Below are 12,313 nucleotides of genomic sequence, written 5' to 3'. Positions count from 1 at the left end.
GCTACAAGCCCTCCTTGACCACAATCTTGGTCTTGATCGGCAGCTTGTGCTGGGCCCGGGTCAGCGCTTCCTTGGCGGTCTCGATGTCCACGCCCTTGATCTCGTAAAGCACGCGACCGGGCTTGACCGGAGCGAACCAGCCCACAGGAGAGCCTTTGCCTTTGCCCTGACGGACTTCAGCCGGCTTTTCCGTGCGCACGCGGTCCGGGAAGACGCGAATCCAGACTTTGCCGCCGCGCTTGATGTGGCGCATGATGGCGATACGGGCGGATTCGATCTGCTGGCTGGTGAGCTTGCCGTGCTCCAGAGCCTTGATGCCGATTTCACCGAAGTCGATGCTGGCGCCGCGCAGGGCGGGACCGCGCAGGCGGCCCTTTTGCATCTTCCGGAATTTGGTTTTTTTGGGAGCCAACATTACGCTTCCACCTCATGATCCAAAATCTCGCCTTTGAAAATCCAGACCTTGACCCCGATGACGCCGTAGGTGGTCTTGGCGATGGCGTAGCCGTAGTCGATGTCGGCGCGCAGGGTCTGCAGGGGCACCCGGCCGTCACGGTACCATTCGGAGCGGGCGATTTCCGCTCCGGCCAGGCGGCCGGCGCAGGAGACCTTGATGCCCTCGGCGCCGAACTTGCGCGACAGGCCGACGGTGCGCTTCATGGCCCGGCGGAAGGCCACGCGGCGCTCGAGCTGCAGCGCGATGTTCTCGGCGACGAGCTGGGCGTCGATTTCGGGACGGCGGATTTCATTGACTTCCACCGTGAATTCCCGACTGAAACGCTGCTTGAGGTCGCCGCGAACCTTTTCGATCTCCGTGCCCTTGCGGCCGATGACGATGCCGGGCCGGGCCGTGTGGATGATCAGGCGAATCTTGCCGCCCGCGCGCTCGATCTCGATCTTCGAGATCCCGGCGTGGTACAGGCTCTTCTTGACGAACTTACGGATCTTGTTGTCCTCGAAAACGAACTCCGGGTAATCCTTCTTGGAAAACCAACGCGAGAGCCAGTTCTTGTTGTATCCGAGGCGAAATCCATAGGGATGAACTTTCTGTCCCATCTGTCGCTCCTAGTTCTCGGCCACAACGACGGTGATATGGCTCGTGCGCTTGACGATCCGGAAGGCGCGTCCCATGGAGCGGGTCATGATCCGCTTGTGGGTCGGCCCGGGATTGATGATCACCTGCTTGACCGTAAGGTTGTCGATATCCACCCCGGAGATCTGCTCGGCGTTGGCCACGGCCGAGTGGAGCACCTTGCCGATGATCTTAGCCGACTTTTTCGGGGTGAATTTCAGTATGTTCATGGCCTCCTCGACCGGTCGGCCGAGGATGTTGGCGGCGACGAGCCGCGCCTTTTGGGGCGACAGGCGAATGTACTTGGCGATGGCTTTGGCTTCCATGGTTTTGTCCCGACGGGGTGGTCGCCCCGACTACTTTTTCACTTTGCTTTTCTTGTCCGCGGCATGGCCGTGGAAGGTCCGCGTAGGGGCAAACTCGCCGAGTTTGTGCCCGACCATGTTCTCGGAGACAAAAACCGGAATGAACTTTTTCCCGTTGTGAACGGCAAAAGTCAGACCAACCATCTCGGGCAGGATCATGGACCGGCGGGACCAGGTCTTGATCACGCGGCGATCCTTGTTCTCCAGGGCGTAGGCGACCTTCTTTTCCAAGTGATCGTCCACGAACGGACCTTTTTTGAGTGAACGAGGCATAGGCGTTTCCTCTTACTTTTGTCCGCGCCGCTTGACGATAAGCTTGGACGAGGGCTTTTTCTTGTTGCGGGTCTTGTAGCCCTTGGTCGGCTTGCCCCACGGGGTGACCGGGTGACGACCGCCGGAGCTCTTGCCCTCGCCGCCGCCGAGGGGATGGTCAACCGGGTTCATGGCCACGCCGCGAACTTCCGGGCGCTTGCCAAGCCAGCGGTTACGCCCGGCCTTGCCGATGGAGATGTTCTCGTGCATCACGTTGCCGACCTGGCCGATGGTGGCCAGACAGGTGGACAGCACGTTGCGCACTTCGCCCGAAGGCAGACGCAGCAGGGCGTACTTGCCTTCCTTTGCCACGAGCTGGGCGTAGGTGCCGGCGGCGCGGCACATCTGGCCGCCGCGGCCCGGGTTCAGCTCGATGTTGTGCAGCAGGGTGCCGACCGGGATCTTTTTGAGCTGCAGCGCGTTGCCCGGCTTGATGTCGGCGGCGTCGCCGGCGGTGATCATATCGCCGACCTTGATGCCAACCGGCGCCAAAATGTAACGTTTCTCGCCGTCAGCGTAATGCAAAAGCGCAATACGGGCGCTACGGTTGGGGTCATACTCGATGGAGAAGACCTTGGCCGGAACCCCGAACTTATCGCGCTTGAAGTCGATGATGCGGTACAGGCGCTTGTTGCCGCCGCCGCGACGACGCGAGGTGATGCGGCCGTAGCAGTTGCGGCCGCAAGAGGAGGTAATGCCCTCGGTAAGGGACTTTTCCGGCTCGCTGCGGGTGATCTCCTCGAAGGTAGACACCGTCTGGAACCGGCGGCCGGCCGAGGTCGGCTTAAGCTTGCGGATGGACATGTCTAAACCCCTTCGAAGAACTCGATTTTATCGCCCTGGGCCAGGGTCACGTAGGCTTTTTTGTAGCCCGGAATCCGGCCGGTCACGCGTCCCATGCGGGAACGGGCGAGGCTTTTGTGCTTGACCACGCGCACGCCCTTGACCGTAACAGAGAAAGCCTTTTCCACAGCCTTGGCGATCTCGATCTTGTTGGCAGCGGGATGGACAAAAAACACCACCTGATTGGCGGCATCCTTCACCATCGTGGCTTTCTCGGAAATAACCGGCTTCAAAAGGATGTTAGCGTATTCCATGACCGAGCCTCTCCTGGACCTTGAGCGCCGCGTCCTTCATCATGACAACATGATCGTGCAGGAGGACGTCATACACATTAAGCATGTCCTGCCGCACGACCTTGATGCCAGGAAGGTTTCTGGCGGAAAGCTCGAGATTGTTATCCGACTCGGGCAGAACAATCAAGGCTTTTTTCCAGCTGAAATCAGAAACGACCTTGGCCATCAGCTTGGTCTTGACTTCCGGGAAAGCAATGGCGTCCAGCAGCACCAGCTGGTCTTCCACGAGCTTGGCCGAAAGAGCCATGCGCAGAGCCAGCTGGCGGACCTTGCGGTTCACCTTGAAGGTGTAGTCCCGGGGCTGGGGCCCGTGGACAACGGCACCGCCGCGCCACAGGGGCGAACGGGTGGAGCCGGCCCGGGCGCGGCCGGTGCCCTTCTGACGCCAGGGCTTCTTGCCGCCGCCGCTGACGAAGGCGCGGGTCTTGACGCTGTGGGTGCCGGCACGTTTGGCGGCCAGCTGGGCGCGGACAACGAGGTGCAAGAGTTCCGGCTGCACTTCGACTTCAAAAACCTCGGGGGCCAGATCGACAGTGCCGATTTCCTGGCAGCCTTGGTTGAACAATTTCACATTTGCCATGGCTTGCCCCCGTTACCCCTGCTTGCGAACCACGACCACGCCGTTGCGCGGGCCGGGAATCTGTCCCTTGACCAGGATCAGGTTCATTTCGGGGCGGACGTCGACCACAGTGATGCTCGGCACGGTCACCGTGCGCGCGCCCATGTGGCCGGCCATCTTCTTGCCCTTCATGACCTTGCCGGGCTCGGTGTTGTTGCCGATGGAACCGCCGGAGCGATGGGCTTTTTCGGTGCCGTGGGTCTTTTTGAGACCGGCAAAGTTCCAGCGCTTCATGACGCCGGCAAAGCCCTTGCCGATGGAGGTGCCCGTAACCTTGACGATCTCGCCCGGGGCGAAGATGTCCACGGTCACGTCCATGCCCTGCTCGAACGGCACGGGGCCGTCCAGGCGGATTTCCTTAAGCACCCGGAAGTACCCGCGGGCGGCCTTGTCCAGATGGCCCTTCTCGGGCTTGTTGACCTTGCGTTCCGGGATCTCGTCGAACCCGATCTGCATGGCGTTGTACCCGTCTTTTTCCAGGTTCTTGACCTGGGTGACGGGGCAGGGTCCGGCCTGAATAACAGTGACCGGAATGATTGAGCCGTCGTCGCCGAAGACCCGGGTCATGCCCAGTTTTCGGCCGAGAATTCCAAGCGTGGCAGCCATGCCAACCCTTCCTTAGAGCTTAATTTCCACGTCAACACCGGCAGGAAGGCTCAGTTTCCCGAGCGCGTCCACGGTCTGTTGCGTGGGCTCCATAATGTCCAGGAGACGTTTGTGAACCCGCATCTCAAACTGTTCACGGGACTTCTTGTCAACGTGAACCGAGCGGTTGACCGTGACCTTGTGGATGTCCGTGGGCAACGGGATGGGCCCGGCAACGCCGGCTCCAGTGTTGCGGGCAGTATCCACGATCTCGGCCACCGCCTTGTCCAGGATGCGGTAGTCGTAGGCCTTCAATTTGATACGGATGCGATCGTTTTGCATGGAAACCATGATATTACTCCACAATCTCCGACACGACGCCAGCGCCGACGGTGCGGCCGCCTTCGCGGATGGCGAAGCGCAGGCCCTTTTCCATGGCGATGGGGGCGATCAGTTCCACGTTGAACGTGGCGTTGTCGCCCGGCATGACCATTTCAACACCTTCGTTGAGGGTCACCACGCCGGTGATGTCCGTGGTACGGAAATAGAATTGGGGACGATAGCCCGTGAAAAACGGGGTGTGGCGGCCGCCCTCTTCCTTGTTGAGGACGTACACTTCGGCCTTGAACTTGCGGTGCGGCGTGATGGAGCCGGGCTTGGCCAGAACCTGGCCGCGCTCGACGTCGTCGCGCTTGATGCCGCGCAGGAGCACGCCGACGTTGTCGCCAGCCTGGCCCTGATCGAGAATCTTGCGGAACATCTCGACGCCGGTGCAGGTCGTCTTGACCGTGTCCTTGATGCCGATGATGGCCACTTCGTCGCCCACGGTGACGATGCCGCGCTCGACACGACCGGTCACGACGGTGCCGCGGCCGGAGATGGAGAACACGTCTTCGATGGGCATGAGGAACGGCTTGTCGATGTCGCGCTTGGGCTCGGGGATAAACGAGTCGCAGGCGTCGAGCAGCTCGAAGATGGGCGCGGCCTCGGGGCTGTTGACGTCGGCGGCTTCCAGGGCCTTAAGCGCCGAGCCCTTGATGACCGGGATGTCGTCGCCGGGGAAGCCGTACTTGGACAGCAGCTCGCGCACTTCCAGTTCGACCAGCTCCAGGAGTTCGGGGTCGTCAACCAGATCGACCTTGTTCATGAACACGACCAGCTGGGGCACGCCAACCTGACGGGCGAGCAGGATGTGCTCACGGGTCTGGGGCATGGGGCCATCGGTGGCGGCCACGACGAGGATGCCGCCGTCCATCTGGGCCGCGCCGGTGATCATATTCTTGATGTAGTCGGCGTGACCGGGGCAGTCGACGTGGGCATAGTGCCGCTTGTCGGTCTGGTATTCGACGTGGGCCGTGGCGATGGTGATGCCGCGTTCCTTTTCTTCCGGCGCCTTGTCGATCTGGTCAAAGGGAATGTACTCGCCATTGCCCTTGAGGCTGGCCAGACGCGTGATGGCGGCGGTCAGCGTGGTCTTGCCGTGGTCGATGTGACCGATGGTGCCGATATTGACGTGCGGCTTGTTGCGTTCAAATTTCGCCTTGCCCATAGGATCCCCCTGGAGCTTCCGCGCTTGCGGGTCTTCGTTGTAGTGCGTCCTCGCCCGAAACGCCGCGGGCGTTATTTCTTCTTCATTATCTCTTCAGCCAGACTGGCCGGAACTCGCTCGTAGTGGTCGAAGATCATGGTGAACGTGGCGCGGCCCTGGGACTTGGAACGCAAGTCCGTGGCGTAGCCGAACATGGAGGACAGGGGGACGTGGGCCGTGATGACCTGGGCGCCCGCCCGAGCTTCCATGCGAGCGATGCGGCCGCGACGGCCATTCAAATCGCCCATGATGTCGCCCATGTATTCGTCCGGAGTGACCACTTCGACGGCCATGATCGGCTCAAGCAGGACGGGCGAGGCCTTCTGGACGGCTTCCTTGAAGCACTGGGAACCGCAGATGAAAAACGCCTGCTCCGAAGAGTCCACTTCGTGGTAGGAACCAAAGACCAGCTTGACGCGGATATCGACCAGCGGGAAGCCGGCCATGACGCCGCCTTTCATGGCATTCTGGATGCCTTTGTCGACAGCCGGAATGTATTCCTTGGGGATGATGCCGCCGGTGATGTCGTTGACGAATTCGTAGCCGCCGTCTTCCTTGGGCTCAATTTCGAGAACGACATGGCCGTACTGGCCGCGGCCGCCGGTCTGCTTGACGTAGCGCAGATCGTTCTTGATCGCCTTGGTGATGGTCTCACGGTAGGCGACCTGGGGCTGACCGACGTTAGCGTTGACGCCGAATTCGCGCATGAGGCGATCGACGATGATCTCCAGGTGCAACTCGCCCATGCCGGCAATCAAGGTCTGGCCGGATTCCTCGTCGGACTTGACGCGGAACGACGGATCTTCCTTGGTCAACTTGCCCAGGGCCTGGGACAGCGCGTCGCGGTCGGCCTTGGTCTTGGGCTCAATGGCCACTTCGATGACCGGCTCGGGGATGTCCAGGGACTCCAGGGCAACCGGGCGGTTTTCCGCGCACAGGGTGTCGCCCGTGGAGGTGATCTTCATGCCGACGGCGGCCACGATGTCGCCGGCTTCGGCTTCTTTGATCTCTTCACGCTTGTTGGCGTGCATCTTGAGCAGACGTCCGACACGTTCCTTTTTGCCGGTGTTGGCGTTCAGGACGGTCATGCCGGATTCGATCTTGCCCGAGTACAGGCGCAGGAAGGTCAGGTGGCCGATGAACGGATCGCTCATGAGCTTGAACGCCAGGGCGGCCAGGGGCAGCTTGGGATCGCACGGACACTCGATGGCCTTCTCGGCGTCGTCGGGGTCGTGACCGACCATGGCCGGGATGTCCACCGGAGACGGCAGGTAATCGACTACGGCGTCGAGCAGGGGCTGCACGCCCTTGTTCTTGAAGGCCGAACCGCACAGTACCGGGCAGATGGCCAGACCGATGGTGGCCTTGCGCACGCCGGCGATAAGTTCCTCGGGGGTCAGTTCTTCACCCGCGAGGTACTTTTCCATGAGGGCTTCGTCCTCTTCGGCGATGGCTTCGAGCATCTGCAGGCGCCATTCGTCGTAGAGGTCCCGCATGTTGTCCGGGATTTCCTGGGTGACGTATTCCTTGCCCATGGTGGCGTCGTCGAAGATCAGGGCCTTGCCCTGGATCATGTCCACCACGCCGGTGAAGTTGTCTTCGGACCCGATGGGCAGCTGGAGCGGCACGGGCTTGGCGCCCAGGCGGTCCCGGATCATGTCCACGCAGCGGAAGAAGTTCGCGCCGGTGCGATCCATCTTGTTGACGAAGCTCATGCGGGGAACGCGATACCGCTCAGCCTGCCGCCAGACCGTCTCGGTCTGGGGCTCGACGCCGGCAACGGCGTCGAACACGGCCACGGCGCCGTCGAGGACGCGCAGGGAACGCTCGACCTCAATGGTGAAGTCCACGTGGCCGGGCGTGTCGATGATGTTGATGCGGTGATCGCGCCAGTAGCAGGTGGTGGCAGCGGAGGTGATGGTGATGCCCCGCTCCTGTTCCTGCACCATCCAGTCCATGGTGGCCTGGCCGTCGTGCACTTCGCCAATCTTATGCGACACACCGGTGTAAAACAAAATACGCTCGGTGGTGGTCGTCTTGCCGGCGTCAATATGGGCCATGATGCCGATATTGCGCTGCCGCTCTATGGGTACGGTCCGAGACACGTCGTTATCCTTTAGCGACTACCACCGGTAATGGGCAAACGCCTTGTTCGCGTCAGCCATACGGTGCGTATCCTCTTTCTTTTTCACGGCGCCGCCGCGATTGTGATAGGCGTCCAGAAGCTCGCCCGACAATTTGTCCGCCATGCCCTTTTCGCCGCGGGCCCGGGCCTGATTGATGAGCCACCGCAGGGCCAGGGTGACCTGGCGTTCGGGGCGCACTTCCATGGGAACCTGGTAGGTGGCGCCGCCGACCCGGCGGGGTTTGACTTCCATGTGGGGCTTGACGTTGCCGATGGCTTTCTCGAAAGCCTTCAACGGGTCTTCGCCGGACTTTTCGGCCAGGACTTCAACGGCCTGATAGAAGAGGTTTTCAGCCACACCCTTCTTGCCGTCGTGCATGAGCCGGTTGATGAACTTCGTCATCAGATGGCTGCCGAACTTCGGATCGGGCAGCACCGAGCGCTTGGAAACTGGACCTTTACGCGGCATACGCGTCTCCTTGAACCGAAATTACTTGGGCCGCTTGGCGCCGTACTTGGAACGGCTCTGGCGGCGGTCAGACACGCCCGACGTATCGAGCGTACCGCGGATGATATGATACCGGACACCGGGAAGGTCTTTGACGCGGCCGCCCCGGATCATCACCACCGAGTGCTCCTGCAGGTTGTGGCCTTCGCCCGGGATGTAAGAGGTCACCTCGATGCCGTTGGTCAGGCGCACGCGGGCGACCTTGCGCAAGGCCGAGTTGGGCTTTTTGGGCGTGGTTGTGTACACGCGGGTGCACACGCCCCGGCGCTGCGGGCAGGCCTGGAGGGCCGGCGTCTTGCGCCGCTTGGACACTTTGGCCCGTTCCTTGCGGATGAGCTGGTTGATCGTGGGCATAGCCGTCTCCGTTCAAAAAAATCGTAGTGTATGGCAAAGACAGAGGCCTATAGACCCACGGGCGCAACATGTCAAGCGCCCCTGGGACCGGCCTCGGAAAAAACTGGCCCTCCCACCCGGTGCGGGCGGGAGGGCCTTACCCTCTACTCTAGATCAAAACGTTTGTCAGCCTAAAAAGTGATCCGGATGCCGCCGTGACCACCCCAGGCATCGATGCCGTGGTTGTCGAAGCCGATGCGCTGGTAACGGCCGGTCAGCTCGAAGGCCACGTTCTGGCTCAGGTTGACGGCAAAGCCGAGGTCCACGGGGAGGGTGGGGTTGGCGTAGTTGCCGCGTCCGCCGTTCTCCCAGTAGGGAATACGGTCGCCGGAGAACAGGCCGCCGATGCCGGTGCCGATGAAGAAGGCGGCCTTGTCGGTGTGCACCGGGTAGTAGCGGATCAGCGCGTTGGCGCCAAACGCCCAGGGGTTATTGGAATAGCCGTCATTGCTGGCCGCCGTGTACAGGAAGTTCGTCACCGGGCCGGTGCGGTCGATCTTGCGCACGTCGAACGAATAGGCCAGAGCTTCCAGGCCGATGGACAGGCCGTCCATGACGAAGTAGCCGCCGCTAAGCCCAAAGGTGATGATGGAATTGACCGACTTCTGGCCGGTGCCGTAAGCGCCGAACTCCGGCGTCACATGGAACGTGCCGGCCTCGCCGATGGCGTGAGACTTCCCCGGCAGGGCGGCGAACCCGATGCACAGGGCCAAAAGCAGGACCCAGATCTTCTTCAGTTGCGCGTTCATGGCCTTCCTCCTTGCAAACACGTCTTGTTGTCCCAAAACAATCCGATGGCGAAAACGACCTGATCCTTATCCGAAGCGCTCCGGCTCCGTGGTTGATGGATACGCCGTTTCTCGAACAACATAAGAACGCCTTCGGGCCTTGACCAGGGGCGGAGCAGCGTTTTCTCCCCCGAACGCCGTCCCCGCCCGGAACGACCTTTATGCCGTTTAGCAAAGGGTTTCGCGAAGAGCAAGACTTCCCAGCACAATCGGCCCGGAATTTCCGACCGCTCCGCTTGCCCTGCCCCCAGCCCTGGGCTAAGGATCATGCACATCGTAACCGTCAAGGAGGCCGCCATGGACGACAAGGACCGTTTCGGCGTCAGCCTGGAGGAACAGCTGGCCGCCTACAAGGCCAAAATCGAGGCCGCCCGGGCCGAAGCCAAAGACAAGGGCCAGGATTTCTTCGACCGTTGGTCCGGCGATCTCGAAGCGCTGCTGGAGAAATACGACAAGGCCCGCTACAAGCTGACCTTGCTGCGCAAGGGCGGGGGAGACGCCATGGTCGAACTGCGCCACGGCATGGAACAGGCCCTGGGAGACCTCAAGGCCGCCTTCGCCAAGGCCAAGGATAAATTCTAGTTCACATCCTTTTAATAACATGGCTGCGTTGTACGGGACGTGACACGAGCCGGCCCGGCTAGTGTCGCGTCTCTTAAAAATACGATGGTATTTTTTAAGAAAAATCCATGGGTTCAGCCTGTTGCCTACAAAACACCATATACCCTTTTCCCGGACGCGACATTAGGGGCCGGGCCAGGCCCCGACCAGCCGGCCGGCTTCCCAGACGAGCACCAAGCCCCAAAATAGGATGGCGATGCCGGCGGCGGCCGCCGCCATGTCCTTGATGGCCTTGATGCGCCGGTCCTCCTGGCTGACCAGGAAATCGCACACCCCTTCCACGGCGGAATTGAGCAACTCGGCCGCCAACATTTGCCCCGTAGCCACAAGCATGAGCAGGAAATCCCGCCAATGGCCGGTTGCGCCGAAAAGGGCCAGCACCACCGTTGAGACCACCACTTTCCAGGCCACGCTGCCGTCGTAGAGCACGGCAAAACGCAGCCCGGAGAGCACCACCCTGACCTTGCGCACCGGATGCCAGCCCGGCTCGCCGGTTCCTAGAAATTTGTTGCGCATCGCCTCTCCTTCATGCCTGCCGGCGCAGGGCGCCGACTCCCCTCCCCTGCTACCCGAGCCACGTCGTCCCGGCAAGTCGCTGCAGTCTCTTCGCGCCCTCCCCGGCTTCCTTTTGACGTGTGCCCTCAATCCCTGCCATGTGGCCCAGTGCACTGGCTAGGCCAGAACCTCGGCTTGCCCGCCACGAGTGAACCCCAGGCGCCATCGTCTAGCCCGCCCTTGACAAGGCAGTCCCCTCGACGGCCTTGCCAACAGCAAGACCCCCCTTCGGCTGTGCCGAAAGGGGGTCTCGACGACTTCCTTGTACGGAGCCGGCGTCTGTCGCCGGCCTAGGCCTGGGCGGAAAAGCCGCTTTGTCCGCCAGACTCCCCGGAAGCGGCCATGGCGGCGTAACGGTCCGCGCCGTAGCGGCCCTTGGCGTACTGGTCGAGCATGGAGGACAGGCCGTCCTTGCTCGCTTCGGTGGCCCCGAAGGACTGTCCTTCGGCATCGGCGGAGAAGGGAAACTCCTTGACCGTCTTGCTGACGATGTTGCCGTCGGCGTCGGTCACTACCGTGGTCTGCTCCATGCCTTCGGTGGTGAAGGCCGTGGTCACCGTGGTGGTGGTCTCTTCGCTGTCGGAACTGCTTGACGAGCTTCCTGAAGAACCGCTTGAGCTGTCTGAAGAAGCGGTCGCGCCGGACCCCGAGGTCGTGGTCGAGGTGCTGGACGAAAGCAGCGTGCCCTCGGCGTCATAGGAGGCGGTTTCGGTCACCGTGTTGCCGTCCGGGCCGGTGCGGGTGACGGTGCTGGTGTACGAGCCGTCGGCAGCGGTCGTCTCCGTGCCGGTCTCCAGGATCGTGCCGTCAGCGGCGGCCAGGCTGCTTATAACGGTGAAGCTGCCGTCGTCGGCGTATTCGCCTGAAGCCGTGCGGGTGGAGGTCCGGCCTTCGGCGTCGGTGACGGTCATGGTCGAGGTGAAGGACCCATCCTGCGCCGTGGTCACCGTGCCGGATTCGAGCACCGTGCCGTCGGCGGCCGTCAGGGTGTTTTTCTCAACGAAGTTGCCGTCGGCGTCATAGGCCCCGGTCATGGTGCGGGTGGTCGTCGTGCCGTCGGCCTGGACCATGGTCATGACCGTGCTGTACGAGCCGTCAGCGTTCTGGGTGGTGGTTTCCGTGCCGACCACATTGCCGTCGGCATCGGTCATGGTGACGGAACGCGACAGGCTGCCGTCCTCGTTTTCGGTTTCCGTGACCTCGCGGCTGATCCCATCCATCCCTTCGCCCGGGGGAGGCGGCCCCATGACCCCGGTCAGGGTCGAACCGCTCAAATCCGTCAGCGTCCCGGTGGTCATGTCGTAACCCACGGACCCGTTGCCGGACAGCAGGGCTTGCAGGATGTCGTTGAAACTGCCGACGCTTGCGGTGGACGAGGAAGCGGAAGAACTTGCCGTGTCGTCGCTGGTCGTGCTGCCCGTGCCGAGCAGGCTTTCCAGGGAAGACGCGGCCGACGAGGTCTGGCCCGTATAGCTGGCCAGCATCTGGGCCAGCCAACTGTTGGCATTGTCCTGGCCTATGGCTTGTATGCTCATGCCCATGCCTCCTGGGGCGGAAAATTTTGCCGATCTGGACGCACCCCAAGTGAAACTTGGCAAGGTCCATGCCGGATTATTCCACCAACAGCTTGTGGAAGCGGGAAATTT

17 protein-coding genes are annotated in these 12,313 nt (G+C 61.9%); 1 reads left to right on the top strand and 16 read right to left on the bottom strand.

Features of this window, described 5'->3' with window-relative positions; translation table 11 throughout:
* Position 1 precedes the first annotated feature (1 nt).
* The 14 genes from rplP to DMR_RS05555 all read right to left on the bottom strand — a co-directional run bounded on the left by rplP (position 2) and on the right by DMR_RS05555 (position 9,452).
* Positions 2–415 (bottom strand): 50S ribosomal protein L16, encoded by a 414-nt coding sequence (gene rplP, locus DMR_RS05620; protein ID WP_015859935.1) that lies wholly within the window; start codon positions 413–415, stop codon positions 2–4.
* Positions 415–1,056 carry a 30S ribosomal protein S3 gene (gene rpsC, locus DMR_RS05615; RefSeq protein ID WP_015859934.1) on the bottom strand — a complete coding sequence of 214 codons (642 nt, stop codon included), beginning with the start codon at positions 1,054–1,056 and terminating at the stop codon, positions 415–417. Before rpsC ends, rplP begins: the two co-directional genes overlap by 1 nt.
* Before the next feature lie 9 nt (positions 1,057–1,065).
* A complete protein-coding gene (gene rplV / locus DMR_RS05610) occupies positions 1,066–1,398 on the bottom strand; it encodes a 50S ribosomal protein L22 (protein ID WP_006920472.1) in 333 nt (110 codons plus the stop codon).
* A 30-nt stretch (positions 1,399–1,428) separates the two neighbouring features.
* Positions 1,429–1,710 carry a 30S ribosomal protein S19 gene (gene rpsS, locus DMR_RS05605; protein ID WP_006920471.1) on the bottom strand — a complete coding sequence of 94 codons (282 nt, stop codon included), beginning with the start codon at positions 1,708–1,710 and terminating at the stop codon, positions 1,429–1,431.
* A 12-nt stretch (positions 1,711–1,722) separates the two neighbouring features.
* Positions 1,723–2,553 carry a 50S ribosomal protein L2 gene (gene rplB / locus DMR_RS05600; RefSeq protein WP_015859933.1) on the bottom strand — a complete coding sequence of 277 codons (831 nt, stop codon included), beginning with the start codon at positions 2,551–2,553 and terminating at the stop codon, positions 1,723–1,725.
* A 2-nt stretch (positions 2,554–2,555) separates the two neighbouring features.
* Complete coding sequence (gene rplW / locus DMR_RS05595) at positions 2,556–2,846, bottom strand: 50S ribosomal protein L23 (RefSeq protein ID WP_006920469.1); 291 nt, start codon at positions 2,844–2,846, stop codon at positions 2,556–2,558.
* Entirely contained in the window at positions 2,833–3,465 is a 633-nt protein-coding gene (gene rplD / locus DMR_RS05590) for a 50S ribosomal protein L4 (protein ID WP_015859932.1), read from the bottom strand. The genes rplW and rplD overlap by 14 nt, the downstream gene beginning before the upstream one ends.
* 12 nt (positions 3,466–3,477) lie before the next feature.
* On the bottom strand, positions 3,478–4,110 hold the full coding sequence (rplC, locus tag DMR_RS05585; protein WP_006920467.1) for a 50S ribosomal protein L3: 633 nt from the start codon (positions 4,108–4,110) through the stop codon (positions 3,478–3,480).
* 12 nt (positions 4,111–4,122) lie between these two features.
* Positions 4,123–4,440 carry a 30S ribosomal protein S10 gene (rpsJ, locus tag DMR_RS05580; protein ID WP_006920465.1) on the bottom strand — a complete coding sequence of 106 codons (318 nt, stop codon included), beginning with the start codon at positions 4,438–4,440 and terminating at the stop codon, positions 4,123–4,125.
* Between the two features lie 4 nt (positions 4,441–4,444).
* Positions 4,445–5,638: an elongation factor Tu gene (gene tuf / locus DMR_RS05575; protein WP_015859931.1), complete on the bottom strand. Its 1,194-nt coding sequence runs from the start codon at positions 5,636–5,638 to the stop codon at positions 4,445–4,447.
* Positions 5,639–5,709: 71 nt separating this feature from the next.
* Complete coding sequence (gene fusA, locus DMR_RS05570) at positions 5,710–7,782, bottom strand: elongation factor G (protein ID WP_015859930.1); 2,073 nt, start codon at positions 7,780–7,782, stop codon at positions 5,710–5,712.
* 18 nt (positions 7,783–7,800) lie between these two features.
* A complete protein-coding gene (rpsG, locus tag DMR_RS05565; protein WP_015859929.1) occupies positions 7,801–8,271 on the bottom strand; it encodes a 30S ribosomal protein S7 in 471 nt (156 codons plus the stop codon).
* A 21-nt stretch (positions 8,272–8,292) separates the two neighbouring features.
* Positions 8,293–8,664 (bottom strand): 30S ribosomal protein S12, encoded by a 372-nt coding sequence (rpsL, locus tag DMR_RS05560; RefSeq protein ID WP_006918780.1) that lies wholly within the window; start codon positions 8,662–8,664, stop codon positions 8,293–8,295.
* A 170-nt stretch (positions 8,665–8,834) separates the two neighbouring features.
* Positions 8,835–9,452 (bottom strand): hypothetical protein, encoded by a 618-nt coding sequence (locus tag DMR_RS05555; protein WP_015859928.1) that lies wholly within the window; start codon positions 9,450–9,452, stop codon positions 8,835–8,837.
* Between the two features lie 306 nt (positions 9,453–9,758).
* Between DMR_RS05555 and DMR_RS05550 the strand changes: the two genes are divergently transcribed.
* Positions 9,759–10,073: a hypothetical protein gene (locus tag DMR_RS05550; protein ID WP_015859927.1), complete on the top strand. Its 315-nt coding sequence runs from the start codon at positions 9,759–9,761 to the stop codon at positions 10,071–10,073.
* Positions 10,074–10,235: 162 nt separating this feature from the next.
* On the opposite strand, the gene DMR_RS05545 is transcribed toward DMR_RS05550, so the two are convergent.
* Positions 10,236–10,628: a diacylglycerol kinase gene (locus DMR_RS05545; protein WP_043600154.1), complete on the bottom strand. Its 393-nt coding sequence runs from the start codon at positions 10,626–10,628 to the stop codon at positions 10,236–10,238.
* 329 nt (positions 10,629–10,957) lie between these two features.
* Positions 10,958–12,202, bottom strand: a complete 1,245-nt coding sequence (locus DMR_RS05540; RefSeq protein WP_043600152.1) for a hypothetical protein — start codon at positions 12,200–12,202, stop codon at positions 10,958–10,960.
* Positions 12,203–12,313: the final 111 nt, after the last annotated feature.

The organism is Solidesulfovibrio magneticus RS-1, assembly GCF_000010665.1.
In the GTDB taxonomy this organism is placed as follows: domain Bacteria; phylum Desulfobacterota; class Desulfovibrionia; order Desulfovibrionales; family Desulfovibrionaceae; genus Solidesulfovibrio; species Solidesulfovibrio magneticus.
Note: the sequence above shows the minus strand (reverse complement) of the source record. Positions and strands in the feature narration are given on the sequence as shown.